The 24,140-nt window shown below is 64.5% G+C and carries 28 protein-coding genes; 15 read left to right on the top strand and 13 right to left on the bottom strand.

What is annotated here, in order from left to right:
• Window positions 1-30: 30 nt before the first annotated feature.
• Together M1247_RS18695 and M1247_RS18690 are read left to right on the top strand one after the other, a co-directional pair.
• Window positions 31-372, top strand: a complete 342-nt coding sequence (locus M1247_RS18695; protein ID WP_317157839.1) for a DUF3140 domain-containing protein — start codon at window positions 31-33, stop codon at window positions 370-372.
• On the top strand, window positions 372-563 hold the full coding sequence (locus M1247_RS18690; RefSeq protein WP_317157838.1) for a hypothetical protein: 192 nt from the start codon (window positions 372-374) through the stop codon (window positions 561-563). The genes M1247_RS18695 and M1247_RS18690 overlap by 1 nt, the downstream gene beginning before the upstream one ends.
• Before the next feature lie 186 nt (window positions 564-749).
• On the opposite strand, the gene M1247_RS18685 is transcribed toward M1247_RS18690, so the two are convergent.
• From M1247_RS18685 to M1247_RS36435, 3 genes are all read right to left on the bottom strand, one after another.
• Window positions 750-1,445 (bottom strand): cutinase family protein, encoded by a 696-nt coding sequence (locus M1247_RS18685; RefSeq protein WP_317157917.1) that lies wholly within the window; start codon window positions 1,443-1,445, stop codon window positions 750-752.
• Window positions 1,446-1,563: 118 nt separating this feature from the next.
• Complete coding sequence (locus M1247_RS36440; protein ID WP_410506899.1) at window positions 1,564-1,989, bottom strand: STAS domain-containing protein; 426 nt, start codon at window positions 1,987-1,989, stop codon at window positions 1,564-1,566.
• Complete coding sequence (locus tag M1247_RS36435) at window positions 1,977-2,627, bottom strand: erythromycin esterase family protein (protein WP_410506898.1); 651 nt, start codon at window positions 2,625-2,627, stop codon at window positions 1,977-1,979. The genes M1247_RS36440 and M1247_RS36435 overlap by 13 nt, the downstream gene beginning before the upstream one ends.
• Here M1247_RS36435 and M1247_RS18680 point away from each other — a divergent pair.
• Window positions 2,597-3,535 carry a ribonuclease Z gene (locus tag M1247_RS18680; RefSeq protein ID WP_317157916.1) on the top strand — a complete coding sequence of 313 codons (939 nt, stop codon included), beginning with the start codon at window positions 2,597-2,599 and terminating at the stop codon, window positions 3,533-3,535. The genes M1247_RS36435 and M1247_RS18680 overlap by 31 nt on opposite strands.
• Here the strand turns inward: M1247_RS18680 and M1247_RS18675 are convergent.
• The 3 genes from M1247_RS18675 to M1247_RS18665 are packed head-to-tail and all read right to left on the bottom strand — an operon-like array spanning window position 3,515 to window position 5,777.
• Window positions 3,515-4,597 carry a hypothetical protein gene (locus M1247_RS18675; protein ID WP_317157837.1) on the bottom strand — a complete coding sequence of 361 codons (1,083 nt, stop codon included), beginning with the start codon at window positions 4,595-4,597 and terminating at the stop codon, window positions 3,515-3,517. The genes M1247_RS18680 and M1247_RS18675 overlap by 21 nt on opposite strands.
• Before the next feature lie 23 nt (window positions 4,598-4,620).
• The gene (locus M1247_RS18670) at window positions 4,621-4,851 is read right to left on the bottom strand and encodes a hypothetical protein (RefSeq protein ID WP_317157836.1); all 231 of its coding nucleotides are present in this window, start codon (window positions 4,849-4,851) and stop codon (window positions 4,621-4,623) included.
• A 38-nt stretch (window positions 4,852-4,889) separates the two neighbouring features.
• A complete protein-coding gene (locus M1247_RS18665; RefSeq protein WP_317157835.1) occupies window positions 4,890-5,777 on the bottom strand; it encodes a glycosyltransferase family 2 protein in 888 nt (295 codons plus the stop codon).
• A 100-nt stretch (window positions 5,778-5,877) separates the two neighbouring features.
• On the opposite strand from M1247_RS18665, the gene M1247_RS18660 reads away from it, so the two are divergent.
• On the top strand, window positions 5,878-6,975 hold the full coding sequence (locus M1247_RS18660) for an alpha/beta fold hydrolase (protein ID WP_317157834.1): 1,098 nt from the start codon (window positions 5,878-5,880) through the stop codon (window positions 6,973-6,975).
• A 9-nt stretch (window positions 6,976-6,984) separates the two neighbouring features.
• Here the strand turns inward: M1247_RS18660 and M1247_RS18655 are convergent, their stop codons facing one another.
• Together M1247_RS18655 and M1247_RS18650 are read right to left on the bottom strand one after the other, a co-directional pair.
• Window positions 6,985-7,338, bottom strand: a complete 354-nt coding sequence (locus M1247_RS18655) for a DUF6766 family protein (protein ID WP_317157833.1) — start codon at window positions 7,336-7,338, stop codon at window positions 6,985-6,987.
• A gap of 11 nt (window positions 7,339-7,349) precedes the next feature.
• Entirely contained in the window at window positions 7,350-7,739 is a 390-nt protein-coding gene (locus M1247_RS18650; RefSeq protein WP_317157832.1) for a low affinity iron permease family protein, read from the bottom strand.
• A gap of 206 nt (window positions 7,740-7,945) precedes the next feature.
• Here M1247_RS18650 and M1247_RS18645 point away from each other — a divergent pair, with 206 nt between their 5' ends.
• Together M1247_RS18645 and M1247_RS18640 are read left to right on the top strand one after the other, a co-directional pair.
• Window positions 7,946-8,671: a GAF domain-containing protein gene (locus M1247_RS18645; RefSeq protein ID WP_317157831.1), complete on the top strand. Its 726-nt coding sequence runs from the start codon at window positions 7,946-7,948 to the stop codon at window positions 8,669-8,671.
• A 99-nt stretch (window positions 8,672-8,770) separates the two neighbouring features.
• Window positions 8,771-9,454, top strand: coding sequence for a phosphodiesterase (locus tag M1247_RS18640; RefSeq protein ID WP_317157830.1), 684 nt, complete (start codon window positions 8,771-8,773; stop codon window positions 9,452-9,454).
• Between the two features lie 77 nt (window positions 9,455-9,531).
• On the opposite strand, the gene M1247_RS18635 is transcribed toward M1247_RS18640, so the two are convergent.
• Window positions 9,532-10,425 carry a manganese catalase family protein gene (locus M1247_RS18635; RefSeq protein ID WP_317157829.1) on the bottom strand — a complete coding sequence of 298 codons (894 nt, stop codon included), beginning with the start codon at window positions 10,423-10,425 and terminating at the stop codon, window positions 9,532-9,534.
• Between the two features lie 192 nt (window positions 10,426-10,617).
• Between M1247_RS18635 and ctaD the strand changes: the two genes are divergently transcribed.
• Window positions 10,618-12,345 (top strand): aa3-type cytochrome oxidase subunit I, encoded by a 1,728-nt coding sequence (gene ctaD, locus M1247_RS18630; RefSeq protein WP_317157828.1) that lies wholly within the window; start codon window positions 10,618-10,620, stop codon window positions 12,343-12,345.
• 14 nt (window positions 12,346-12,359) lie between these two features.
• Here the strand turns inward: ctaD and M1247_RS18625 are convergent, their stop codons facing one another.
• From M1247_RS18625 to M1247_RS18610, 4 genes are read right to left on the bottom strand one after another with little or no spacing between them, the layout of a single operon-like run.
• Window positions 12,360-12,701: a hypothetical protein gene (locus M1247_RS18625; protein WP_317157827.1), complete on the bottom strand. Its 342-nt coding sequence runs from the start codon at window positions 12,699-12,701 to the stop codon at window positions 12,360-12,362.
• Window positions 12,688-13,053: a hypothetical protein gene (locus tag M1247_RS18620; protein WP_317157826.1), complete on the bottom strand. Its 366-nt coding sequence runs from the start codon at window positions 13,051-13,053 to the stop codon at window positions 12,688-12,690. The genes M1247_RS18625 and M1247_RS18620 overlap by 14 nt, the downstream gene beginning before the upstream one ends.
• Window positions 13,050-14,279, bottom strand: a complete 1,230-nt coding sequence (locus tag M1247_RS18615) for an Nramp family divalent metal transporter (protein WP_317157825.1) — start codon at window positions 14,277-14,279, stop codon at window positions 13,050-13,052. The genes M1247_RS18620 and M1247_RS18615 overlap by 4 nt, the downstream gene beginning before the upstream one ends.
• Entirely contained in the window at window positions 14,279-14,749 is a 471-nt protein-coding gene (locus M1247_RS18610; protein ID WP_317157824.1) for a hypothetical protein, read from the bottom strand. The genes M1247_RS18615 and M1247_RS18610 overlap by 1 nt, the downstream gene beginning before the upstream one ends.
• A 149-nt stretch (window positions 14,750-14,898) precedes the next feature.
• On the opposite strand from M1247_RS18610, the gene M1247_RS18605 reads away from it, so the two are divergent.
• Genes M1247_RS18605 through M1247_RS18570 form a run of 8 tightly spaced genes read left to right on the top strand, consistent with a single transcriptional unit; the run spans window position 14,899 to window position 24,137 of the window.
• Window positions 14,899-15,867: a glycosyltransferase gene (locus M1247_RS18605; RefSeq protein ID WP_317157823.1), complete on the top strand. Its 969-nt coding sequence runs from the start codon at window positions 14,899-14,901 to the stop codon at window positions 15,865-15,867.
• 19 nt (window positions 15,868-15,886) lie between these two features.
• On the top strand, window positions 15,887-17,110 hold the full coding sequence (locus M1247_RS18600) for a glycosyltransferase (protein ID WP_317157822.1): 1,224 nt from the start codon (window positions 15,887-15,889) through the stop codon (window positions 17,108-17,110).
• A gap of 29 nt (window positions 17,111-17,139) precedes the next feature.
• Window positions 17,140-18,084 (top strand): NAD-dependent epimerase/dehydratase family protein, encoded by a 945-nt coding sequence (locus tag M1247_RS18595; protein WP_317157821.1) that lies wholly within the window; start codon window positions 17,140-17,142, stop codon window positions 18,082-18,084.
• Between the two features lie 9 nt (window positions 18,085-18,093).
• Window positions 18,094-19,707 (top strand): carbamoyltransferase family protein, encoded by a 1,614-nt coding sequence (locus M1247_RS18590; RefSeq protein ID WP_317157820.1) that lies wholly within the window; start codon window positions 18,094-18,096, stop codon window positions 19,705-19,707.
• Window positions 19,704-21,170, top strand: coding sequence for an HAD-IIIA family hydrolase (locus M1247_RS18585; protein WP_317157819.1), 1,467 nt, complete (start codon window positions 19,704-19,706; stop codon window positions 21,168-21,170). Before M1247_RS18590 ends, M1247_RS18585 begins: the two co-directional genes overlap by 4 nt.
• Window positions 21,167-22,180 carry a glycosyltransferase family 9 protein gene (locus M1247_RS18580; protein WP_317157818.1) on the top strand — a complete coding sequence of 338 codons (1,014 nt, stop codon included), beginning with the start codon at window positions 21,167-21,169 and terminating at the stop codon, window positions 22,178-22,180. The genes M1247_RS18585 and M1247_RS18580 overlap by 4 nt, the downstream gene beginning before the upstream one ends.
• Window positions 22,181-22,186: 6 nt before the next feature.
• A complete protein-coding gene (locus tag M1247_RS18575; RefSeq protein ID WP_317157817.1) occupies window positions 22,187-22,774 on the top strand; it encodes a D-sedoheptulose-7-phosphate isomerase in 588 nt (195 codons plus the stop codon).
• Window positions 22,767-24,137, top strand: coding sequence for a PfkB family carbohydrate kinase (locus M1247_RS18570; protein WP_317157816.1), 1,371 nt, complete (start codon window positions 22,767-22,769; stop codon window positions 24,135-24,137). The genes M1247_RS18575 and M1247_RS18570 overlap by 8 nt, the downstream gene beginning before the upstream one ends.
• The last annotated feature ends 3 nt before the right edge of the window (window positions 24,138-24,140 follow it).

Below are 24,140 nucleotides of genomic sequence, written 5' to 3'. Positions count from 1 at the left end.
AAGCGATGAGGTGACCAGGAGGCGTTTGTTGTGACCCGACATGCCGAAATCGACACCGCACTGTGGGATGAATTCCATCGCGTGGTGAACATGACTTCACGCGAGCTGTCCGAGTGGCTGCGCACCAGATCGGCCGGTGAAAGCACTGAAGAGTTGCCGGACCGCGCGGGCACCGAGACGGGCCGGAGGGTGTTGGACATCCTGCAGAAACGGCGGGTGGACATCACCGAGGACGACGAGCAGGTCATCCGCACCGTGGTGGACCGTATCCACGCCGAACGACCAGACGACCTGGAACCGGATGCCGGTGAGGAGAACTGGCGACACCGATTGATGACGATCGGCCATGACCCGCTGAAGGGAGTCCGCTGATGGAGCGCGAGAGCAGCAAGCACAGCCCGCGGGAGGACGACGAGCTCAAACACGAACTTCGCGGCACGCTGCAGGGCAACAGGTCCAGCCGTGCCGAGGAGTGGCGCGATCCAGAGCCTCCTGCCGATGACGATCCGGACGTCAGCACCGCCGCACGGCCGAGTCAAGGCCAGGAGACGCGCAAGCGGTGAGCGGCAGGGCGGCGAGCTGGTCGACATGGTCGTCGAGGTAGGTCACGGCGAAATCTGTCACCGTCAGCGTCTACTTATCGTCATCCTCTTCGCTGCGCGTCTCTGCGCCGGTCTCACCCACATCGACCGAGTCATCGGGCTCGGTCCGTCCGACATAGGTGCCGTCGTGGCCGGGAAGCGCCGGTGTTACGGCGTCGCAGGTGGATGGTCCCACTGGCCGTCCGGAACAGGCGCCGGGGGATTGGCCACCGGCGTCAGACCGAGATGGTTGGCGGCGTAATCGACGCCCTGGGTGACCAGTCCGTCGTAGGCGTAGGAGGTGTGTACGGCGAAGTTCAACCCATCGGAACAAACTGCGTCCTCCGGGGCACACACCTTGAGGGTTTTCGCGTCATACTGCGGACCGATGACAACCGGCGGCTCACCGAGAAAATTCATCGCCCGGACATTCGGCGGCGCGTAGAGAACGACCGCGGCAACGTGTTCGGCGACACCGGGATCCAACGGTTTGGGGACGGTCGCGGGATCGACACCGGCGGGCACCGCGGCCGAGGTGACAAAGCCCATCACCGCCGCGCCCTGCGAGTATCCGCCGAGCACCATCTTGGTCTTCGGGCAGTCGGCGGCCATCGATGTGACGTGAGCACCGGCGTCACGAATGCCGTCGACGCCCGTTGACCACTCGTCGGTGGCCGGGTAGTTGACCGGGTACACCTCGAGCGACTGGTCACCGGCCCGGGAACGTAGGCCGTCGACGAATGCCTGGCCCGTCGGGCCGACGCCTGGAGGTTCTCCGGTGCCGCGAGCGAACACCACCTGAATGTCGGGACAAGGCTGCGCTGAAACCGTTGCCACGTTGAAGACGAACGGTATCGACATCATGGCAATCGCGACCACAATGAGAGCACTTCTCCGCATGATCCATATCCTCTGCTGATTCGAACTGACTTGTCCTGCAGCATTGCACGTCAACATCGAGGCCGGACCAAGCGGTCAATGGTCATCGCCCGGCCGGGAGTTTCTGTACCGATGCCAAAGCCACGGTGAGTGACTTTCTTATCGGCAGACGAGTGCCCGGATCGCACACATCGAGCAGTCGGGACACCACGCGTCCGGGAACCACTGCCCAACGCATGTCGACGTCAGCGAATCGGGCATTGATGAGATGCATAGCCACAATGCCCGACGTGCTCATGAATTCGACCATGGCCAAGTCCGCCACGACCCATTCATAGCACGCGGCGCGTTGTAGGTGATCAACGAGTTGATCTGCGTTGGCGGCGTCAACTTCGCCCCTGACGGTTACCAGTCCTCCCGAGCGGCCCCAACGTGTCGTGAAGGAGGCGGCGTGGCTGGCACGCCGCCCACCCACAGTTTGAACCGGCCCGATTGCTGTTGGCCGCGCGAGCGTTATCACGGCGGACATCGGCGACCCCTTTCAGTCGATGCTTCGCCGCTGGGTCGCCCGTTGGGAGTCAGCAGCACAACGTCCGTGACGCTTTGGGGGGCTGTGGACTCAACCTGGCTGCAGAATTTACTCCCACCGGGGGAGGTCGGCAACTGATTCCGGCAGACATGCGCCGGCCGCGAGTATCGGTATTTGTGTCGGCAATTTCCAGCAAATAGCAGCCCCGGTATATCGCCCCGACGTGACATTTGGACGGATGGACGTCGGGTAATTGCGTGACCCCATGGGGATCGGTAAACATCGTCGAACTGGTCGGCCACCCGGGCCAGGAAGTAGCGGCTTTGGCGTTCGGTTCGCGGACTGTAGATCACGCCGATTGCCCGCGCCAGCAACGGAAATGCAGGCAAAAGTGATGGGCTGCCGTCCCGCGCAAGTCGGAGGAAGAAGTCGCCGAGGTCGGATTCGTGGAACAGTGCCTCAGCGGTGCCGGACAGCGCGGGCGTAACCCGCATCTCCGTCGACTCGCTCCCCACGCGTGACTGGCGGTCCCTCCGGTTCCACGAGCAAAGGACATTCCCACTTCCAGTCCCATCGCCGAGGAGTTGGGCAAGAATCGGGACTCGTGATCCGTGAGCTGGTCGTGCTCGGCAGCGCAAGCCAGGTACCCACCCGACTTCGCAACCAGAACGGATACCTATTGCGCTGGGACAACGAGGGGATTCTGTTCGACCCCGGCGAAGGCACCCAACGGCAACTGCTGTTGGCCGGGGTGCCGGCAAGCAGCATCACCCGCCTGTGCCTCACACACTTCCACGGCGATCACTGTCTCGGGGTGCCCGGCATCGTGCAACGACTGTCACTGGACCGCGTCAATCACCCTGTCTGGGCACACTTCCCCGCGTCTGGTCAGGATTACTTCGCCAGGCTGCGCCACGCCTGCATATTCCACGAGACCGCTGACCTGCGTGAGCAACCCGTCGCTACAGGCGGCAGGGTGGCGGCCGGCGCGTTCGGGGATCTGGAGGCACGCCGGCTCGACCACCCGATCGACGCGATCGGCTACCGGTTGGTGGAACCCGATGGCAGACGGATGGTTCCCGAACTGCTGGCCCGCTTCGACATCGCCGGACCCGAGGTCGGGGAATTGCAACGCAGCGGAACGATCCGCAAGGGCGACCGCATGATCCGGTTGGAAGACGTCAGCGTGCCGCGTCGTGGACAACGGTTCGCGTTCGTCATGGACACGCGGCTCTGCGACGCGGCGTACGCGCTTGCCGAGGGCGTCGACCTACTCGTCATCGAGGCGACATTCCTTGACGAGGATCGTGAGCTCGCGGACCGATACGGGCACCTGACGGCGCAGCAAGCGGCACTGGTGGCTGCCGAATGTGGTGTTCGACGCCTCGTGCTCACGCATTTCTCTCAGCGCTATCCCAACACCGGCAGACACCGCGACGAGGCGGCCGCGGTGTTCGACGGCGATATCGTGATGGCCGAGGACCTCGCCCGTATTCCGGTGCCCCGTCGTGGTGTGCAGTCGGGTTCACCTCGGATAGTCCGATGACGTGGCTGTGGCTCTTGCGTGCCGTTCCTGCTCACGCTTTCCGTACGTGGCATCACGGATCGCGTAGTCGGTCTCAAAGCTGGACCCCAACGCGCCTGCGAAGGTGCCCAGCGAGCTGGCCAGCAATGCCAGTTCTGTGTAGTCACGCCAGTCCACCGGATGAGACAGCGAGGCCCGGAGGTAATCCGGTGGGACGATCACCAAGGCGCCCAACATGACCACGGCGAAAAGCAGGACGTACATGCTGGCCACCCCAACTGCCAACGTCAGCACCGTTGCGCTGTTGTAGAGCGCGGCGTTCTTGCGTTGATCGAGATCGCGGGGCCGCTCCCAGAGACCGTTGTAGAGCATCAGCCACGCCATCATGGCCATGATGGCGACGACGCTGATAAAAGCCAGCCGTGTACCACTCATCGAATCGGCCATTGACCAGATACTGGAGTAGAACACTCCGAATGCAGCGGTGGCCACGGCAGCCGCGATAGCGCTGGACAGGCTCGGCAGCATGCGCCACGGGCGGTTGACTTGCACCATGCCCAGCAGTACGCGGAGTCGCCCCCGCAGCGGGCTCAACTCGATGAACACATTTCTGCCGCTGCTGTCGTCGGCGACTCTCTCCCGTATTGGTTGCAGGGATGAGGCATTCAGCCGGTTGAGACGCTCCGCGTTGGGGCTGCGCGGGTCGAACATGCCCCGCACCACCCGGATGATCGAGCCTCTGGCGTGGTGACGCAGTCGGATGGCGCCAAGTGCGGGAAGTGAGATGAGCGCCGCACCATGGCTTTTGTTGGTGTCGGAGACGACGAGGGTCTGTCCCAGGCGCCGCGTCAGCTCCGTAACGCAGACGACCAGGTTCCATCCCTTCTCGCGCATCAGATCGTCGCTGTACTTCGACACCTCGATGTTGCCGTCTTCGTCGAGCGGTAAGGCCAGGCTGTAGACCTCCACCCTCCAGTCGACACGGTCGCTGATCTTCTCGGCAAATGCGGTCGGAAGTTCTTCGGCCAGCGCTTCAACAATTTTCGTCGACAAACCGGGATCGGCGACCAAGCCGACAGTCACCAACGAGTGGCTGAGGCGGCCGGTCACGCGCCCGGGTCGGATTCCTCGAGATACGGGTCCAGATCCACCGTCTCGCTCTGCTCCTGCCAGTCCGCGCCCGTGGCCTCAAGTGGCATGCCGGTTGCCGGTTCCGGGGCCTCTTCGTCGGGGGTGGGTTCGACAGCGTCGCGGTCTTGCTCGACAGCGTCGGCAATCGGCACCTCGTCTGGCACATCCTGGCGTTCCATGGCGACCGGATACCCGGGCACCGCCATATCAACACCCGACCATCGCAAGTGGTACGGAATGTGGGCTAGCGCTCCAACGCGGCCAGCTTGGTTTCGACGCCGGGCGGCAGGGTTTTTCGCTGGTTGATCACAGCGGGTAGCCGTAGCACGGCCTGGGCCGCGCCGCGGGCATGCTCGCCATCGCGGAGGGCGGCGCAGAAGAGGGTCCCGGCAGCCCTGACGCAGTGCGGGAGCGGACGGCGCAACCAGGTCGTGAGCACCGCATTGCGGATGCTGCGCGCATCCTGTGCCGCCGTCGTTGCCCGCACGGTCGACGGCTGGTGGAAGGCGGTCAACTGCGGGCAGTAACAGAGCTCCCAGCCCGATGCGGCCATGTCGAGTGCCAGCAGTTGTTCCTCACCACGAAAGTGCAGGATCTCGCTGAACCCGCCTGCCTCCGTGAACGCCGACGTGCGCACCATCGCCGAGCAGGCGAGAAAGCCGAGGATGGATGGACCCGGCAGATCCGGCTGGTGTCCCAGCGGGCTGTTGCGCAGCTGCTCGGCCAGCGGATCATCGCAGCCATGCGGCAACACTGTGGTGCGCCCTGCCAGCAGCCCGACACCGGGGTGGTGGTCAAAGATGTCGGCCGCGAGGGCCGGCGCCTCTGGCGCCCACCATGAATCGTCATCGCAGAATGCGACATATGGTGTGGCGCAGGCCTTCACGCCCACGTTTCGTCCGACGGCTCCTTGGTTGCTTTCCAAGGCGATGAGCTCGACACGGCAGGCCGATCGTGCGGCGATACGTCTGACGGTATTCGGCGAGTCATCGGTGGAGTTGTTGTCCACCACGACAATGCGGCAATCCGTGGTGTCGAGGAGGCGCTCCAGCACCCCCGCCAATTCGGGCGCGCGATTGCGGCTGGCGATGACGAATGAGACCCGATCTTGGCCACTGGCGGCTTTCATCATCGGGCTGACTACCCGCCGCGGTGTTGTGCAAACCCAGGATGTCGAAGTTTGCGCCGGTGGTCCGCGGGTACCCAGGCCACGAACGTAGGAGAGCTTCCCGATGAAAGCGGTGACGTCCGGTCGTCGAGTGCGCCTCGCTCACCATGTCGTCGAACTCGACGATGGGCATTCGGTGGGTGTGTCGCTCGGCGGGCATGGTATGCCGTTGGTTTTTCTGCACGGCCTCGGTCTGAGCCGCCGGGCTTACCTTCGGCTTCTCAGCCGAGTGGCCGGCCTGGGTTTTCTGGTGGTGGCCGTCGACGCCGCCGGGCACGGAGATACCCGTGACTTATCATGTGATAACAGTGATTTCACTGATCGGGTTGATCTGGTGATTCGTACCCTGGACGCGCTGGGTATCGACCGGGCGGTCTTCGCGGGGCATTCGATGGGCGGCAGGATGGCCCTACATCTTGCGGCCGTCGTACCCGACCGGGCGCTTGCGGTGGTCTTGTTCGACGCGGCGGCCGGAGCATCGTTCGATGCCGCCGTTTCGATTGTGATGCGCTCGCCGAGACAAATGATCCGCACCGTTGCGGGCGCAGTCTCCGATATGCACGGCGACCCGTTTCACATGAAGGTCGACGCACTCGGTCGGTATCTGCGGATGCTGGGTGCGGTGCTGCTGGGCAGGGTGTTGCCGCAGTCCGGCTTCACCGGTGCGGCGCGAGCCATCATGCGGTCCGGCCAAAGCACGCCACTGTTGCGTGCTATGCGGGACCGGCACATCCCCACGATGGTGCTGCATGGTGAGTGTGATGCGATTGTGCCGTTCGAAAGTGCCTGTGACGTAGCCGATCACACGAACGCCACACTCTACCGCGTGCGTGGTGCCTGTCATTCCTGGTTGATCGCCAATCCGGGCCACGGCGCCGATTCCGTACGCCAACTCCTCGATGGTCCGCTCGGCGCGGTGTTGCAGAGCACTGCAGCACAGTTGGGAATGAATGATTGGCGTGACAGCGGGGAGTGGGAAAGGGCATTGATCAAGCCGGAAGCGTGGGTGCGCCGCGTCAACGACGGGATACACCTGATCGGCGTCGACGAAGACGATCCTGTCGGAATGGAGGTCGTCCGCCGGGCGGTCAGGCTACCGACAGTGGAACACGTTGCGGCGGTATCGTCACTTTGCCGGTCCCGAAATGCCCGAACGGCGTGACGGTAATTGTCAACCGAGTGCGGTCTTGCTGTCCGGCGGCGGTGTCGGCAGACCGAGTTCGTCCTGAATGCGGTCGATCTTCGCTTCGATGCGCTCCATGTCCTCGGCGTCCACCTTGAAAATCCAGTGTTTGGCACCCAGCAACAGGATGGCCTGGAACACCAGTTGCAGCCACTCGCTCTGCCAATTCTCGAAGGTGCTGGCGAAGAAATCACTCCAATACTCCGGCCACCGGAACGGCTGACCGTGCGCTGCCTGGTCGGCCTGAAAGGTCTGAAGCTGCGCGATGAACTGACCGAGCCAGGACCCGATGAACAGCAGCAGCAGTACATACACCGCGCCCCAACGTCGAATATGCTGCATCCCATCCTCCTTCAATCCTCGGCGGCGGCACCGGAGCCGCCAGTGTGGTGCAATTCGTCGTGCAGTTGCTCTTGATCGCTCACTTCCTGATCCTCGAGATCGATGAGATCCTCCTTGGCGCCGGTGCTGGCCTGAATGAGTTCGTCGAGCTTGATAAGGATGGCCCTGGTTTCCCGGTTGGTCGTGTGTTGCAGCACGAACAACATCGGCAGTGTCACCAGTGCGCCGGCAGAATGGATGAAAACCTGCCACCAGTGATCGAAACCGGTCACCGCCCCTGCCAACAGAAACGCGATCGCCGCGACGGCGACTGTCAGTGCCGTCCAACGTGATCCGGCGATCCGGCTGATCACGTCGAGAACCGCCGTCAAGCTGTTCTGCGCCTCGGATTGAGCTTGCATGGCTGCCTCTTTCCCGTCAGGCGCTCCCAGCCGCGGACCAGCCGGCGGCACTGGTAGTACCCGCAGGCAGATCACATAAAACTCGTAGGAGCGTCAGCCGGGTGTGATGACAGCTGTGGTTGAGCGGTGTTTGCCGCGGTCGCGGCTGGGTACTCATCCAGTCCAACGCGGTCCGCAGTGATATGCGGTGAGTTCTTGGAGGTCCGGTGTCCGGCATCGGCGGGTATGAGGCTGCACGAATCGAACGGGCGATAGCGGAGCTGATGCGACCGTCACCGGGTTGCGTCGACATTGACCCCTACGCGGTGGTCGCGAGATTGACGATGGCCGCTGTGGAGCACATTTCATCGGTTAGCCATGCCGGTGTCACCCTGGTGGGCCGAAAGAAGATCATTCGGTCACTCGCCGCCACCGATGGATATCCGCTTGTGCTGGACAATATCCAGCGCCGCTTGCTGGAGGGTCCATGCTACGAATCGGCGGCCGGGCACCAGGTGATCCGTGTAGATGATCTCACCGCAGAATCACGCTGGCCGAATTTTGTCGAACGATCGTTGGCCGCGACACCGATTCGGTCTTTCTTGACATTGCCGCTGTTCACCAATGCCCGCGGCGGCGCCGCGCTGAATCTGTATTCGAATCGTGCAAGAGCGCTTGATGCCGACACTGAGAGTGCAGGCGAGCTCTTCGCCGAACATGCGGCACGATTGCTCAAGGCCGGTCGCGCGCCACGACCGGCATCGAGGGCGTCGGGGGCAACCGATGTCGTCGTCGAGGAAGCCACGCGGATGCTGGTGCAGCGCTACCGCATCGACGTCGGCACAGCGACGTCGATACTGGAGAACCTGTCGATCGAACACCATCAACCCATGGTGGAGACGGCTCGCCAACTCGTGGGCAGAGACCGATTCACCACGCAGATGAACGGGTAGCCGACGCGGGTACTACAACCCGATCTTGAGAGAAGGACACCCACCGATGACAACGCCGACATCGTGTGGACATTCCGGCTCCGCATGGCGGTATCCACAGTGAGTGCCCTCAACGCACTCACCGTCCCGTTCCAGTGGACTGCGGCGATCCGTCGCGGGCGGGTGTTCCACCCCCATGGCGTGCTGACAACCGGATCGATCGAGCGGATCGCTCCTGCGGGTGAGGGTTTGCCGGTCGAGACGGCTTCTGAGGTCCTGGCCCGGTTGTCCAAGGGCCTCGGAACGCCAGGGGCGGTGCCCGACATCATCGGGTTGGCCCTGCGCCTGCCGCCGGGACCGCTCGCCGCCACCCCGTGGGACATACTGCTGGCCTCCGCCGGGACCGGGGCCCTGGGGAGGGTGGTGGGCATCCAGCCGGTCCTCCGATGGTCGGGGCAGGCCATGTCAAGTGTGATGCCGCTGCGGTATCGCGGAGCCGATTGGTGGCTGAGCGCCCGGATCGTCAGTGATGTCAAGGGTATCGGTGTGTCGCTGGATGACATGCGCAACCAGTTGTGCACCGCTGCTCTGGAGTTGGATCTTGACCAGGCATGCGGCGCCGGACAGTTCCGGCGGTTGGCTCGATTGACAGTCACCGGTGTGGTTCCGTCCGGCGAAGCACATGATGTGGCGTTCGACCCAGTGCTGCATGTAGCGCAGGGTGTCGAGCCGAGGCCCCGCTGGCTGGCCAATGTGCGAGCCCACGCATACGACCGCAGTCGGCACGGGCGCCACGCCGGGTGATCGGTTGAGGCGTGCGGTTCGCCACCTGGCGGGGTGAGGAAAGAGGGCCGACAGTGAGTCGGCCCTCTTCACACTGGTCAGGACATCGCGGTGTGCTGTTCGTGGGTGAACGGCTTGTCGCTGTGGACGGCGGGTTCTCCCTCCGGATTGGTCTTTGCGCCCTTGTTCTCCCGCATCGAGCTCCCGAGCCACTCGTCGGTCGGGGACTTGATGTATTTCCACTTCATCCCCTCCGGCCAGGGACCCTGCCCCTGATTCCAGGGTCCCCGTGCGTCCCGTTTGCCGTTGGACATGTTGAACGCGACGTTCTGGAATCGGTCATCTCCGGCCAGCGTGCCGGGTGGGAAATTGACCGGCAGCTCGTTGAGTGCCGCTGTGAACTGCTGGTAGTGCGCGACCTCGCGGGTCATCAGGAATGTCAAGGTGTCCTGAACTCCCGGATCATCGGTGAACTGTTTGAGGTATTCGTAGACGATCTTGGCTCGTGACTCAGCGGCGAGATTGCTGCGCAGGTCGACCGACGGGTCGCCGTTGGAATTGACGAACGTGCCCGACCACGGAACACCCGCGGAATCCTTGACGTCGGGGCCGCCCCCGGTGAGCGCGAAGAACAGCGGGTTTACGGCGACCTGGTGAATGGCCTCGTCTCTACCGTCGGGACTGGCGACTGCGGGCATCCAGTTGCAGCGTTCGTTGGCGAGCTTGAGGTCGTCGTTCAGGCCGTCGAGCAGCATGGTGATCATCGACCCGACCATCTCCAGATGGCTGAACTCCTCCGTGGCGATGTCCATGAACAGGTCATACATCTTCGGATTCTTCTGCCTCAGGACGAACGCCTGGGTGAAGTACTGCATCGCAGCCTTGAGTTCGCCGTTGGCTCCGCCGAACTGCTCTTGGAGGATGGTGGCGAATCTGGGATCGGGTCCGGATACCCGAACCTCGAACTGCAAGTCCTTGTTATGGATGAACATTGGTGCTCCTTCGGGCCGGCGGTAGACATGACACCCCCGCGTACCACGCGGCCCCCACCGCCAAACCGATTCAGTGGGAGTGAATCCGTCGGTTTGAAATACGGCGTAAAAGGTAATTCGACTGTCGGACCGGCCGCATTGAACCGTGCTCGGGGACAGGCCGGAAGGCCGTGCTGCACGTTTGGAGATTCGATGACCGCCGACGCACCTTCTAAGCCGCTACTGACGCCCAAGAGGCCATTCCCCGAGCGGATGGGACCCAGGGGCAACCTCGTCTACAAGCTGATCACAACCACCGATCACAAACTGATCGGGATCATGTACATGGTTGCGTGCTTCGCCTTCTTCTTCGTCGGCGGACTGATGGCGCTGTTCATGCGCACCGAACTGGCCGAACCGGGGCTGCAGTTCCTGTCCAACGAGCAGTACAACCAGCTGTTCACCATGCACGGCACGCTGATGCTGCTGTTCTATGCGACCCCGATCGTGTTCGGGTTCGCCAACCTGGTGCTGCCGCTGCAGATCGGCGCCCCCGATGTGGCCTTTCCGCGGCTGAATGCGCTGTCGTTCTGGCTTTTCCTGCTCGGCGGCATCATCACGATCGCGGGGTTCATCGTCCCAGGGGGTGCCGCAGACTTCGGCTGGACCGCCTACTCCCCGCTGACCGACGCCATCCACAGCCCGGGCCCGGGAGGAGACCTGTGGATCATGGGCCTGGCCGTAGGCGGGCTCGGCACCATCCTGGGTGGGGTCAACATGATCACCACCGTGGTGTGCATGCGTGCCCCGGGCATGACGATGTTCCGGATGCCGATCTTCACCTGGAATGTTTTTGTGACGTCGATCCTGGTCCTGCTGGCTTTCCCGCTGCTGACCGCGGCACTGTTCGCCCTGGCCGCCGACCGTCATCTCGGCGCGCACATCTACGACCCGGCCAACGGCGGGCCCATCCTGTGGCAGCACCTGTTCTGGTTTTTCGGACACCCCGAGGTCTACATCGTGGCGCTGCCGTTTTTCGGCATCGTCACCGAGATCATCCCGGTGTTCAGCCGTAAACCGGTGTTCGGGTACACCACGCTGGTCTATGCCACCGTGAGCATCGCGGCGCTGTCGATGGCGGTCTGGGCACACCACATGTTCGCCACCGGCGCGGTGCTGCTGCCGTTCTTCTCGTTCATGACCTACTTGATCGCGGTGCCCACCGGGATCAAGTTCTTCAACTGGATCGGCACCATGTGGAAGGGCCAGTTGACGTTCGAGACACCGATGCTGTTCTCCGTGGGTTTCCTCGTCACCTTCCTGCTCGGCGGCTTGACGGGGGTGATGCTGGCCAGCCCGCCGATCGATTTCCACGTCACCGACAGCTATTTCGTGGTGGCGCACTTCCACTACGTGCTGTTCGGCACCATCGTGTTCGCCACGTTTGCCGGGGTGTATTTCTGGTTCCCCAAGATGACCGGACGCCTGCTCGACGAGCGCCTCGGCAAGCTGCACTTCTGGCTCACCCTGATCGGGTTCCACACCACGTTCCTGGTGCAGCACTGGCTGGGCAATGAGGGCATGCCGCGGCGTTACGCCGACTATCTGCCCTCTGATGGTTTCACCACGCTCAACGTCGTATCGACGATCGGCGCGTTCACCCTTGGGGTCTCGATGCTGCCGTTCCTGTGGAACATCTTCAAGAGCTGGCGCTACGGCGAGCCGGTCACCGTCGATGATCCGTGGGGTTACGGCAACTCCCTGGAGTGGGCCACGAGCTGCCCGCCGCCGCGGCACAACTTCACCGAACTGCCCCGGATTCGTTCCGAGCGACCGGCATTCGAGCTGCACTACCCGCACATGGTCGAACGCATGCGCGCGGAGGCCCATGTCGGCCGCGATCACGACCACTCGTTCGAACCCGCTGACGCGTCACGTTGATTCCGCGGAACCGGTCACTTCGTGGTACGTAGTGCAGCCGGTTGACGACTGTAGCCGGGGCGAAGCGTCACCTGCTCAGATCCGATCCGCGCCAGGTCATCCCAGCCGGCCAGGAACGTTCCGCGATGTCGCCACTGCGCGAGCGCGCCCAGCATCGCCGGAGCGTTGATGCCGGTGCGCTCGTATCCCAGATACGACGAGCGGCTCCGAGGACTGACTATCAGGCCGGTCACCGTGGCCGCCTTCGGATTGTCGTCGCGGTCACCGGCGACGGAAAGCCTGACATCGATCACCGTGCCGACCCGGTGATGGCCGGCATCCACGACGGGCAAGCCGAGAAGCCTACTCAGCTGCATGACGCCCTCCCGGAATGCGGGCGACGATGTGGTCGCGGAGCCAACGTTCCACCCACAGCACGTCGAACTCCATGTCCGTGGGTGCCAATCGCACGGTGGTCCCGATGGAGGCCACCAGCTTCCACGAAATGCCCTGCAGCCGCGATCGTGGCGGGGCACCCCCGAAGATGCGGGTGGCCAGCACCTGTCCCGACAACAACGCGGTGATGCGCGGCGCCGGCGTACCGGGGGCGATGTCCTCGTCGATCTCGACCCCATCAATCTCAAGGTCATCGACGATCCCGACGGGATCGCCTTTGTGGTCGAGCAATTGGCGATCGAGCAGATGGAGTCGCGCATCCAATGTGGTCATTGCCCTGCCCCGGTCACGATCATGAGCGGGATCGCTGCCAGCGACGCAGCCAGAATGATCACCAGATACACCGAACCGAACACGTTCGTCACCCTTCCGTTGGTGTGGTCACCCATGTACTCAGGGTCGTTGGCCACGATGAGAATTGGCAGATAGGTCAGCGGCAGTGCGATGGCCGAGAACACCACCGAATACTCCGTCACCATGACCGGATCAACGCCGGTGAACAACACTGCCGCGCAGACGACGATGCTCACGAACATCACGACGTGGAACCGGGAAGCCTGCGCCGGGCGGCGAAATTTCCCCCAAGGCCAGCCCAGGAACTGCGCCAGCGTGTATCCACTGGACAACGTGGTCTCCAGTGCCGCACCGAAAGTGGCAGCCACGATCCCGATTATCGCGAACGCCAGGGCAAGTTTGCCGCCGGCCTCGGCCACCGGCATCACCACCTGTGAGAGCGACGTCACTTCGATGCGGTTGGGCATCAGCACCAACGTCGCGCACGTGGCAATGGCGACCGACAGGATTCCTCCCAGCGGAAAACCGATCATGACGTTGAGCCGTGAGACGCCCAGGTCCTTGGTCTTCCAGTGTTCTTCAACGGCGCCAGAGGAGAAGAAAAACACTTCGTATGGTGTCATCGCCGCGCCGAAGAGTGCGATGGCGTAGTACCAGTAGGTGGCCGAGGACTCCGACTCCGGGATCACCGGTTGAGTCGTCTGATGTGCGAGTGATCCCCAATCAGGGTGCAGTGCAAAAACACTCACCGCAAATACGATGAGACACAGCCCCATCAGCCCTGCGACATTCTCCATGATCGAGAATTTCACCCGCCAGATGACCAGCCACACCGCAAACGCGGCAACCGGAATCCACATCATCCGGCCGACATCGGTGGCCAGCTGCAGCGCCAAGGCGACACCACCGATTTCTGCGGTCAACGTCATCAGATTGATCAGGAACGAGGCGACAAGATTGGCAGCGGCGGTGCGCGGACCCAGTCTTTCCCGGATGATCTCAAAGGTGGCGCGACCGCTGACGGCCGCCACCCGGCCTGCCATCTGCGCGAACAGGCAGATGCCGACGACGCCGACGACGACGACCCAGACCAAGGCCAGACCGAACCTGGAACCGACGACGGCGTTGGTGACGAGGTCGCCGATATCGAGGAACCCACCGATCGCAGTGAGGATTCCCAGGGCAACCGCGAAGAATTTTTTCATCAGCGGTACCCGGATTCCAGTTCGTCCGCCGATGACATGAGGTCAGCACGCAGCTTCGGCAAAGCCGGATCGGAAACGACGTGGCGTATATGTGCCGATGCCGCGTTGAGCTGGTCGATGATGGTCGTCATGGATTTCGTCAGGAACTGCTGGCGCGCGAGGTCTGCCGGGTAGTCGGCCTTGAGGTCGGCGATGCCCTCATAGGCCTTCACCACCTCGTCACGTGCATCGGAGATCTGCACGCTGACCAGTCGAGCGGTGGTGCGGTCACGCATCCTCAGGTCCAACGCCAGCGCCCCACTGCGGGCGGCGGCCGCGGTTTCCTCCATCGCCTGTGAGAGCTGTCCTGACATGCCGTCCCGGTTCGGCGGACATCGGGTCAGCAGCAGGCCCAGCGCCGCGACGACCAGAACCGCCAGTACCGCGATCCGAAGCTGCCGCAGTCGCTCACCTTTGCGCACTGCGGCCATGTCAGCTCACCCGAGTAGTGTCTGAATACCGGCCGACTTGGACTGACCTGGTCGCAACCCCGGGAACGTCATTGTCACGGGATACCCGGGCACAGAATGATCAAACTCTTCGCGCGTTTAAGTGTGGGTTGGCCGGGTACTTCGGCTTCATGAGTGCAGAATTCACGCGGTCGGTCCTCGCGTGGCACGTGCACGGCTCCTGGATGGAGTCCCTCACCGCAGGTCGGCACCGGTACCTGGTCCCGGTCAACGACGCCAAGGACATCGATGGCCGCGGGCTCAGTGGACGTAATTGGCCGACGGCACACGAGGTTTCGTACAACGATCTGCGCGCCCAAGACTTCGATCTGGTGATACTGCAGCGTCCCGAGGAAATTGACCTCGTCACCAAATGGTCGGGTCGGCGGCCGGGGGTCGATATTCCTGCGGTGTACGTCGAGCACAATGCGCCGCGCCCGTCGGCGGTGGACAGCGTCCACCCCTTGGCGCGCCGTCGTGACATCCCGTTGGTCCACGTCACCGACTTCAACAGGTTGATGTGGGACAACGGAGTGGCACCGACCAGGGTCATCAACCACGGCATCGCCGACCCCGGCCACCTTTACACCGGTGACGTGGCGGCGGCGGCGACGATGATCAACGAGCCGTTGCGGCGCTGGCGCACGGTGGGCACCGATCTACTCACCGAGCTCAGTAGCCATGTGCCGATCGATGTCTGGGGGATCGATTCGCTCGAGCTCAATCGCTCCGGCCACGCCGCGGTGCGGGGCAAGGGAGACATGGACCACGCGCGGTTGATGCGCCAGCTGGCTCGCCGCCGGGTGTACGTGCACCCGGCACGTTGGACCTCACTGGGGCTGTCGCTGATCGAGGCGATGTACCTGGGAATGCCGGTGGTGGCGGTGGCGTCGACGATGGCGCCGCTGGTGGTGCCACCCGATGCCGGCGTTGTGAGCGCGGATGTCAAGACGCTGGCATACGCGCTGGAGGGTTTCGTGACTGATCTACCTGCAGCAACGGCGGCGGGCAAAGCGGCCCGGGAATTCGCCGTGGCGCACTTCGGTATTGACCGGTTCCTCGGGGAATGGGACCGGGTCATCGATGAGTGCAGCTGCTGAGTTCGTGAAGGAGGAGCGAATGAGGATTGCAATGGTTTCCGAGCATGCCAGCCCATTGGCTGCGCTCGGGGGCGTCGACGCCGGTGGCCAGAACGTGCACGTGGCCGAGTTGTCCGCCGCGCTGAGCCGTCGTGGCCATGAGGTTGCGGTGTACACCAGGCGCGACGCCCCGAACCTTCCCGAGCGCGTGGAGACCGCGGACGGTTACACCGTGGTCCATGTGCCGGCCGGACCGCCGGAACAGATCCCCAAAGACGAGATGCTGCGGTACATGGGGCAGTTCGGGCAATTCTTGGACGCGGAGTGGTCGGCCGACCGGCCCGACATCACGCACGCACACTTCTGGATGTCGGGCGTGGCGACCCAACTGTGTGCACGCCATCTGAATCTTCCTACGGTGCAGACGTTCCACGCCCTCGGCGTGGTCAAACGGCGACACCAGGGGGCACGGGACACCAGCCCGCAGGAGCGGCTCAAGCTGGAGGCCATGGTGGCCCGCGGCGCGACGTGGGTCGCAGCGACCTGTACCGACGAGGTGTTCGAGCTGATACGTCTCGGGCGGTCCAAGTCGCGCACCTCGGTGGTGCCGTGCGGCGTGGATCTGAACCTCTTCACTCCCGACGGGCCGAAAGCCCGCCGTGGCGCACCGCGCCGCATCGTCAGCGTCGGGAGATTTGTGCCCCGCAAGGGATTCGATCTCGCTATCCGGGCGCTGGCCAGTATCCCCGACACGGAACTCGTCATTGTCGGCGGACCCGAAAAGCCTGCGTTGAAACATGATCCGGAAGCATGCCGCCTGCGCAGTTTGGCCGAAGAACTCGGTGTCTCCGACCGGGTCCGGCTGTGCGGGCCGGTGGCACGGGCCGATATGCCTGCCTTACTGCGGTCCGCAGACGTGGTGGCCTGCACCCCCTGGTATGAACCGTTCGGAATAGTGCCGCTGGAAGCGATGGCATGCGGTATCCCGGTGGTGGCCTCGGCCGTCGGCGGAATGCTCGATACGGTCGTGCATGACGTGACGGGTCGTCTGGTGCCACCGAAGCGCCCCGACCTGCTCGCCGAAACCCTCAATCAGTTGCTGCGCGACGATTTTCTCCGGCAAAGCCTCGGAGCGGCGGGCCGTGACCGCGCCCGGTCTCGCTATTCGTGGGAACGCATTGCTACCGACACGCTCCGTGTCTACGACCGCGTAGGCCCGACCGGTTACCAGCAACCGGCAACGTCCGGCGTTTCGTCGGGTTGACTCACCGACGATAGAGAACGGCGACATTCATGCACGAACTGAAACGCGTCATGGTCACCGGTGGAACAGGCTTCCTCGGCGGGCATCTCTGCGAGCGCCTGCTCGACGACGGTGTCGAGGTGCTCTGTGTCGACGACCGGTCCACCAGTGCGCCGTCCGCCGAAAGCCTGCTGCGTGACCGCACGGGCTACCGGTTTCTGCTGCACGACATCACCGAACCGCTGCTGGACCTGCCGCGCGTCGACACCGTGTTCCACCTCGCCTCACCTGCCTCACCGGTCGACTACCACCGGATGCCGGTGCAGACGTTGCGGACCGGCGCGCTGGGCACGGCCAATGCCCTGGAGTTCGCGCAGCGGTGGGACGCGCGTCTCGTCCTGACCTCCACCAGTGAGGTGTACGGCGACCCGTTGGAACACCCTCAGCGCGAAACCTACTGGGGCAATGTCAATCCCATTGGACCCCGCAGCGTCTACGACGAGGCGAAGCGGTACGCAGAGGCGCTGACCTTTGCCTACCGGCGCTCACGGTCAGCCGATATCGGGGTGGCCAGGTTGTTCAACACCTACGGGCCGCGGATGCGTTGTGACGACGGCCGTATCGTGCCCACCTTTTCCATGCAGGCACTCGCCGGAGCACCGATCACGGTACACGGCGACGGTGCGCAGACCCGGTCCTTGTGTTATGTCGACGACACCATCGATGCGTTGGTGGCGCTGGCGCGATCAGAGTGCGAAGGGCCGATCAACATCGGTAACCCTGACGAGTTGACGGTGCTTCAGATCGCCGAACTCATCCGTGACCTCGCGGCCAGTGAGTCACCGATCAAGTTCGTGCAGCGCGGGGATGACGACCCGCAACGACGCTGCCCCGACGTCACCGCGGCACGGGAACAACTCGGTTGGAAACCGCAGGTGGAACCCCGGCACGGCCTTGCCGAAACCATCGAATGGTTTGCCAGACAGAAACTTTAGGAGAGGCACATGCGGGTACTCGGAATCAACGCGGTGTTCCACGATCCCGCCGCGGCGCTGATCGTGGACGGACACATCGTCGCGGCGGCCGAAGAGGAGCGGTTCAGCCGGCGCAAACACGGCAAGGAGGCCGTTGCGTTCTCCACCTGGGAGCTGCCATTACAGGCGGCGCGGTGGTGCCTGCAAGAAGCGGGACTCGAACCGGCCAACATCGACGCTGTCGGCTACTCGTACGACCCGCGGTTGATGCAGGATGGCGATACCGATCCGGCAGGGACCGACCGGGATTGGGAATACCTGCGCACGCTGTACGCCGAACGTGCTCCGAAGTTTCTGCAAGCCGCACTTCCCGGGCTGAATCCGGATGTCGTTCAGCATGTCCGCCATCATGTGGCGCACGCCGCATCCACCGCATTGGCATCCCCGCATCCGGACTGTGCGGTGCTGGTGGTCGACGGCCGCGGCGAACGCACCTCGATGCTGGCGGGCACCTACACCGACAACAAGCTCGACGTGCTCTCCGTCCAACGGTTGCCACATTCACTGGGGTTGCTCTACGAGGAACTCACCGAGTACCTGGGTTTCAAGCGGTCCAGTGACGAATACAAGGTGATGGCCATGTCTTCCTATGGCACACCCCGTTTTGCCGATCATTTCCGCAAGCTCGTCTACGCCACCGGGGACGGTGGCTTCCGTACCGACGCGGTGGATTGGCGGTCGTTCGGAACCACGTGGGATGACCGCGTCGATCTGGCGTGCAGTGTGCAGCGGGTGCTCGAAGAGGTGCTGCTCGACCTGGTGTCCTGGCTGCGCGCGCGTTCCGACCATCCGAATCTGTGCCTCGCCGGCGGGGTGGCGCTCAATTGTGTTGCCAATTCAAAAATTCACCGCGACGGCGGTTTCGACAACGTGTGGGTACAGCCCGCCTCGGGGGATTCCGGCACGGCGCTGGGCGCCGCGCTCTCGCTGGCCGCCGAGGCGGGCGAACCGATCACCGGCATGACCTCGGCGGCGTTGGGTCGCGGCTGGTCTGATGAGGAGATCGGATCGGCCCTCGACCGGGCAGCGATCCCGCACGAACGGCCCGCCGATCTCGCAGCCACTGTCGGTGACGCCCTGGCCGACGACCAGGTCATCGGCTGGTTCCAGGGTCGGTCCGAATTCGGTCCGCGGGCACTCGGCCACCGCTCCCTGCTGGCCGACCCCCGGCGGGTGGAGAACCTCGAGCGCCTCAACGACGTCAAAGGGCGCGAACAGTTCCGGCCGGTAGCGCCGATGGTTCTGGCCGAACGCGCGGGCGAAATCTTTTCGGGCGGACCGGTTCCGAGTCCCTACATGCTTTTCGTCCATGATGTTGCCGAGGCGTGGCGGCCGCAGATCCCTGCGGTCACCCACGTCGACGGTACGGCCCGGATCCAGACGGTGGGCCGCGCCGATCCGCTGCTGCACGGCACCATCAGTCGGTTCTGTGAGCGCACCGGCGTGCCGGTGATCGTCAACACCAGTTTCAACACGGCCGGCCGGCCCATGGTGGACAGCCCCCGTGATGCGCTGGAGTGCTTCGGGAGTGCGCCGATCGACATGCTGGCAATCGGACCGTTCGTGGTGCGGAGGCCCCGGTGAGTTTTGCGATTGTGATTCCGACCATCGGCCGCCCATCGCTGCGGCGTCTGCTTGCGGCATTGGAGCAATCCGACGGTCCGGCGCCGGAGGCGGTGATCATCGTCGACGACCGGCCGGTCCCGCAACCGCCGCTGATGACCGAGCTGCCGGTCACCGTGCTGCGCAGTGGAGGCCGGGGCCCCGCAGGCGCCCGCAATGTCGGTTGGCGCGGTGCCACATCGCGGTGGATCTGCTTTCTCGACGACGATGTCGTGCCACACCCCGGTTGGCTCGCAGCCCTTGCCGAGGATCTTCGGCAGGCCGAAGCAGTCGGTGCGGCAGGCTCGCAGGCAGTCATCGAGGTGCCGGTGCCGCGGCAGCGTACCTCCGATGACGAACAACGTACCGTGCGGTTGGCGCACGCACAGTGGATCACCGCAGATATGGCCTACCGCCGGTCGGCGCTCGTGGCGGTCGGCGGATTCGATGAGCGGTTCCCGCGGGCGTACCGGGAGGATTCCGATCTGGCGCTGCGAATTACCCTGGCCGGCAAGACCATCACCCGAGGAAAGCGTCGATCCAGTCATCCGGTCGCGCCCGCCACCTGGGCCGGCAGCGTGCGGGCACAGATCGGCAACCGCGACGACGCGTTGCTGCACCGTAAGTACGGGAGCGGGTGGCGGACCGCGATCGGTGAAGGTCGCGGACGGTTGCCGGTCCATGCGATCACAACTGCTGGTTTGCTGCTGGCGGTGACAACTCCGGCAGGGATCGCGCGGTGGGCTCGAGCGGTGTGGCTGTCGCTGACCGCAGAATTCGCGTTGCGCCGGTTTCTGTCCGGACGGCGGACCCTTTCCGAGGCGGTGCGCATGCTGGCGACCAGCGTGCTGATACCGCCGGTGGCCGTTGCTTACCGGCTATGGGGGGAGTGGGCGTATCGGGCTGCACGCCGCGATCCGCCATTGGCGGTGTTGTTCGACCGGGACGACACGATCATCGAAGACGGCCCGTATCTGAACGACCCGGAAAGGGTACGTCCGGTCCCGGGCGCCATCGATGCACTGGACCGCTTACGGAAACGTGGGTTACTGCTGGCCGTCGTGACGAACCAGTCCGGCGTGGCAAAGGGTTTGATCCAACCCGGCGAGTTGACCGACGTGAACGCCCGAGTGGACACCTTGCTGGGACCGTTCGACTCGTGGCAGGTCTGTGTCCACGACACCGGCGATGGCTGTACGTGCCGCAAGCCGTCGCCGGGGATGGTCCATGCCGCGGCCGACGCGCTCGGTGTGAAGGCCGCCCGCTGCGTCATGATCGGTGACACCGGGGCAGACGTCCAGGCGGCGCTGTCGGCCGGTGCGCGGGCGATTCTGATCCCGACTGAACGCACACTGCCACAAGAGATCACGAACGCACACAGGCGCGCTGCGGTCGCGCCGACATTGGCAGCTGCGGTGTCGCTGGTACTGAGGGACGTCCGATGAGCCGGGCATTGGTGGGCAGGCTGGACAGCGCCGGCGACGTGCTGATCACGGGCCCGGCGGTGCGGGCTGTCGCCGCCGGGCACGACCGCCTCGTATTCCTGGCCGGTCCGCGTGGCCGCGCGGCCGCCGAGTTGTTACCCGGGGTCGACGAAGTCATCGAATGGCAGGCACCGTGGGTCGATTTCGATTCCCCCGAGCTGACTTCCGACCACGTGACCGCACTGATCAAACAACTTCGAGATGTGCGGCCGGACCGGGTGTTCATCTTCACGTCCTTTCACCAGTCACCGCTGCCGCTGGCGCTCATCTGCCGGATGGCCGGGGCACAGTGGATCGGTGCGATCAGTGAGGACTATCCGGGCACCCTGCTGAACCTGCGCCATCACGTCCCGGCCGGCGTGCCGGAACCTGTCCGCGCACTCTCACTGGCCCGCGCGGGCGGTTGCGGATTGCCTCCGCAGGACGATGGGTCGTTAAGGGTCAGGACGCCGGTCCAGCTGTCCGGCAGTTTGCGGAAAATCATCGGTACGGCACCGTATGTGGCGTTCCATCCCGGCGCGGCAGTGCCGGCCCGACAGCCGACGGCGGCGAGAAGCGCACGTATGGTCCGTGCGCTCGTCGCCGCGGGATACCGCGTCGTGGTCACGGGAGATGAGCCGGAGCGGGACCTCACCGCATATGTTGCAGCGAACATCGCCGTCGACCTGGGCGGGCTGACCTCACTGGCGACCCTGGCCGCTGTGTTTGCCGGTGCCAGTGTCGTGGTGGTGCCCAACACCGGTCCCGCGCACCTGGCCGCGGCCGTCGGTGTTCCGGTGGTATCGCTGTTCGCCCCGGTGGTGCCTGCTTCGCAATGGACCCCTCACGCCCGCAGCGTGATTCGACTCGGAGATCAGGAAGCGCCGTGCCGGCGAACTCGCGCCCGCCGGTGTCCGGTTCCCGGTCATCCCTGCCTCGACGGCATCAGTGACACCGACCTAGTCGACGCGGTCGATCAACTCCGGAGGTAAGAAACCATGATTGCGACACACATGTCCGCACTGGCACAGGCGGTGGGGGACATCGAAAGTGAAGCGGCGCGCCTGACCGCGTGGGGAGCACACCTCGCCGACGTGCTCACCGCCGATGGAAGGCTGCTGGCCTGCGGCAACGGAGGTAGCGCGGCCGAGGCTCAACACCTCACCGCCGAACTGGTCGGACGGTTCCGCGAAGAACGGATACCGCTGTCAGCGATCGCATTACATGCCGATACGTCGGCCTTGACCGCCCTCTGCAACGATTACGGTCTCGACGAGATGTTCGCCCGCGGCGTGCGCGCACACGGTAGGCCCGGCGATGTGCTGGTGGCGTTGTCGACGAGCGGCACCAGCCCGAACGTAGTGGCTGCAGTCAAAGCTGCCCACGAGATGCGGTTGACGACCTGGGCGCTGACCGGCCCCGCGCCCAATCCGCTGGCATCGATGTGCGACGACGCGGTCTGTGTCGAGGCGCCCAGCACCGCGACGGTTCAGGAGATTCACCTGCTTCTTGTCCACTCGCTGTGCATCGCACTCGACGGTGCACTGGCGCGCAGCGGCAGACTGTTGGGAGCCACCCGTGGGTAGGCCGGTGGTGATCGTCGGAGATTGCATGCTCGACATCGACATCGAGGGCAATGCCACGCGGTTGAGCCCTGAGGCGCCCGTGCCGGTGGTCGATGCCGAACGGGTCTGGCACCGTCCCGGCGGTGCCGGGCTGGCGGCATTGTTGGCTGCGCGGGTGGAATCCGACGTGGTTCTGGTGACTGCGCTCGCTGCTGACGCCGAAGGCCGGGAACTGTCGGAGATGCTCGGGTCGGCCGGGGTGACCGTGGTGGGACTGCCGATGGCGGGCACCACGCCGTGCAAGACCCGCATTCGGGCGACCGGCCAGTCCATGCTCCGCCTCGACCACGGTGACGGCACTGTGCTGGGCGGTGCGCCGCCAGCCGACGTCGCCGAGGTGCTCGATGATGCGCGCGCGGTATGCGTGGCAGATTACGGCCGCGGGGTGACCGCACATGCCGGCATACGACGGTTGCTGACCAGGGCTGCCCAGCGGGTGCCGGTGGTGTGGGATCCACACCCGCGTGGCGCGGACCCCGTGGCCCGGTGCCACCTGGTAACACCGAACCAGGCAGAGGCCCAACGGTTTTCGGCTGAGACGCTGCGTGGGCGATGGGACGCGCACGCGGTGTGTGTGACGTTGGGCGGAAAGGGTGCCATGCTGGCCACCGAGGGGGGCGGCAGCGTGCACGTGGCGGTGCCCGCCGCGGCAGGTGTCGGAGCCGGCCGGACCGATACCTGCGGGGCGGGCGACAGATTCGCGATCGCCGCCACACTCGCGCTTGCCGACGGCACTGACGTCGAGGGGGCGGTCGCGGCCGCCGTTGACGCGGCCAGCCGGTTCGTCGCCACCGGCGGTGCTGTCGGGGTATCCCGCCCTGCACGACTGGGTGGTCACGGCTCTGGGCCCGATGAATCCGCGATCATCTCCAGGAATACCGAAGAGGTTCGTCACCGGCTGCACGGCCGCGGCGGCGGCAGGCTGGTGGCGACCGGAGGTTGCTTCGACCTGTTGCACACCGGTCATGTCCGCCTTCTGCACCAGGCCAGGCAGCTCGGCGACGCACTGGTCGTGCTGCTCAACTCCGATTCCTCGGTCCGAGGTCTGAAGGGAGCGGGCCGCCCGATCGTAACTGCAGACGACCGTGCCCGGGTGCTCGCCGCACTCGCATGTGTTGATGCGGTGGTGATCTTCGACGAACCGACGCCAGAAGCACAGCTGGAACTGCTGCGACCCGACGTATGGGTCAAGGGCGGCGACTACACCGAAGCCGATCTGGTCGAGGCCGGTGTAGTGCGCGGTCATAGCGGCGAGGTGGTTTTACTGCCCACCGTTGCCGGTTACTCATCGTCCAAACTGATCGCCGCCATGACCGAGAGGTGAACA

This window comes from Mycobacterium appelbergii, assembly GCF_032883035.1.
In the GTDB taxonomy this organism is placed as follows: domain Bacteria; phylum Actinomycetota; class Actinomycetes; order Mycobacteriales; family Mycobacteriaceae; genus Mycobacterium; species Mycobacterium appelbergii.
This window is presented reverse-complemented; position numbering and strand designations above follow the sequence as displayed.

Excerpts from the sequence above, each read along its gene's own strand:
- M1247_RS18685 (WP_317157917.1), bottom strand. The coding sequence starts at position 1,445 with ATGATGTCGATACCGTTCGTCTTCAACGTGGCAACGGTTTCAGCGCAG.
- M1247_RS18610 (WP_317157824.1), bottom strand. The coding sequence starts at position 14,749 with ATGGCCGCAGTGCGCAAAGGTGAGCGACTGCGGCAGCTTCGGATCGCG.
- M1247_RS18690 (WP_317157838.1), top strand. The coding sequence starts at position 372 with ATGGAGCGCGAGAGCAGCAAGCACAGCCCGCGGGAGGACGACGAGCTC.
- M1247_RS18655 (WP_317157833.1), bottom strand. The coding sequence starts at position 7,338 with ATGCAGCATATTCGACGTTGGGGCGCGGTGTATGTACTGCTGCTGCTG.
- M1247_RS18625 (WP_317157827.1), bottom strand. The coding sequence starts at position 12,701 with ATGCAGCTGAGTAGGCTTCTCGGCTTGCCCGTCGTGGATGCCGGCCAT.
- M1247_RS18580 (WP_317157818.1), top strand. The coding sequence starts at position 21,167 with ATGAGCCGGGCATTGGTGGGCAGGCTGGACAGCGCCGGCGACGTGCTG.
- M1247_RS18635 (WP_317157829.1), bottom strand. The coding sequence starts at position 10,425 with ATGTTCATCCATAACAAGGACTTGCAGTTCGAGGTTCGGGTATCCGGA.
- ctaD (WP_317157828.1), top strand. The coding sequence starts at position 10,618 with ATGACCGCCGACGCACCTTCTAAGCCGCTACTGACGCCCAAGAGGCCA.
- M1247_RS18600 (WP_317157822.1), top strand. The coding sequence starts at position 15,887 with ATGAGGATTGCAATGGTTTCCGAGCATGCCAGCCCATTGGCTGCGCTC.
- M1247_RS18590 (WP_317157820.1), top strand. The coding sequence starts at position 18,094 with ATGCGGGTACTCGGAATCAACGCGGTGTTCCACGATCCCGCCGCGGCG.
- M1247_RS18605 (WP_317157823.1), top strand. The coding sequence starts at position 14,899 with ATGAGTGCAGAATTCACGCGGTCGGTCCTCGCGTGGCACGTGCACGGC.
- M1247_RS18670 (WP_317157836.1), bottom strand. The coding sequence starts at position 4,851 with ATGGCGGTGCCCGGGTATCCGGTCGCCATGGAACGCCAGGATGTGCCA.
- M1247_RS18660 (WP_317157834.1), top strand. The coding sequence starts at position 5,878 with ATGAAAGCGGTGACGTCCGGTCGTCGAGTGCGCCTCGCTCACCATGTC.
- M1247_RS18665 (WP_317157835.1), bottom strand. The coding sequence starts at position 5,777 with ATGATGAAAGCCGCCAGTGGCCAAGATCGGGTCTCATTCGTCATCGCC.
- M1247_RS18595 (WP_317157821.1), top strand. The coding sequence starts at position 17,140 with ATGCACGAACTGAAACGCGTCATGGTCACCGGTGGAACAGGCTTCCTC.
- M1247_RS18575 (WP_317157817.1), top strand. The coding sequence starts at position 22,187 with ATGATTGCGACACACATGTCCGCACTGGCACAGGCGGTGGGGGACATC.
- M1247_RS18620 (WP_317157826.1), bottom strand. The coding sequence starts at position 13,053 with ATGACCACATTGGATGCGCGACTCCATCTGCTCGATCGCCAATTGCTC.
- M1247_RS18650 (WP_317157832.1), bottom strand. The coding sequence starts at position 7,739 with ATGCAAGCTCAATCCGAGGCGCAGAACAGCTTGACGGCGGTTCTCGAC.
- M1247_RS36440 (WP_410506899.1), bottom strand. The coding sequence starts at position 1,989 with ATGTCCGCCGTGATAACGCTCGCGCGGCCAACAGCAATCGGGCCGGTT.
- M1247_RS18615 (WP_317157825.1), bottom strand. The coding sequence starts at position 14,279 with ATGAAAAAATTCTTCGCGGTTGCCCTGGGAATCCTCACTGCGATCGGT.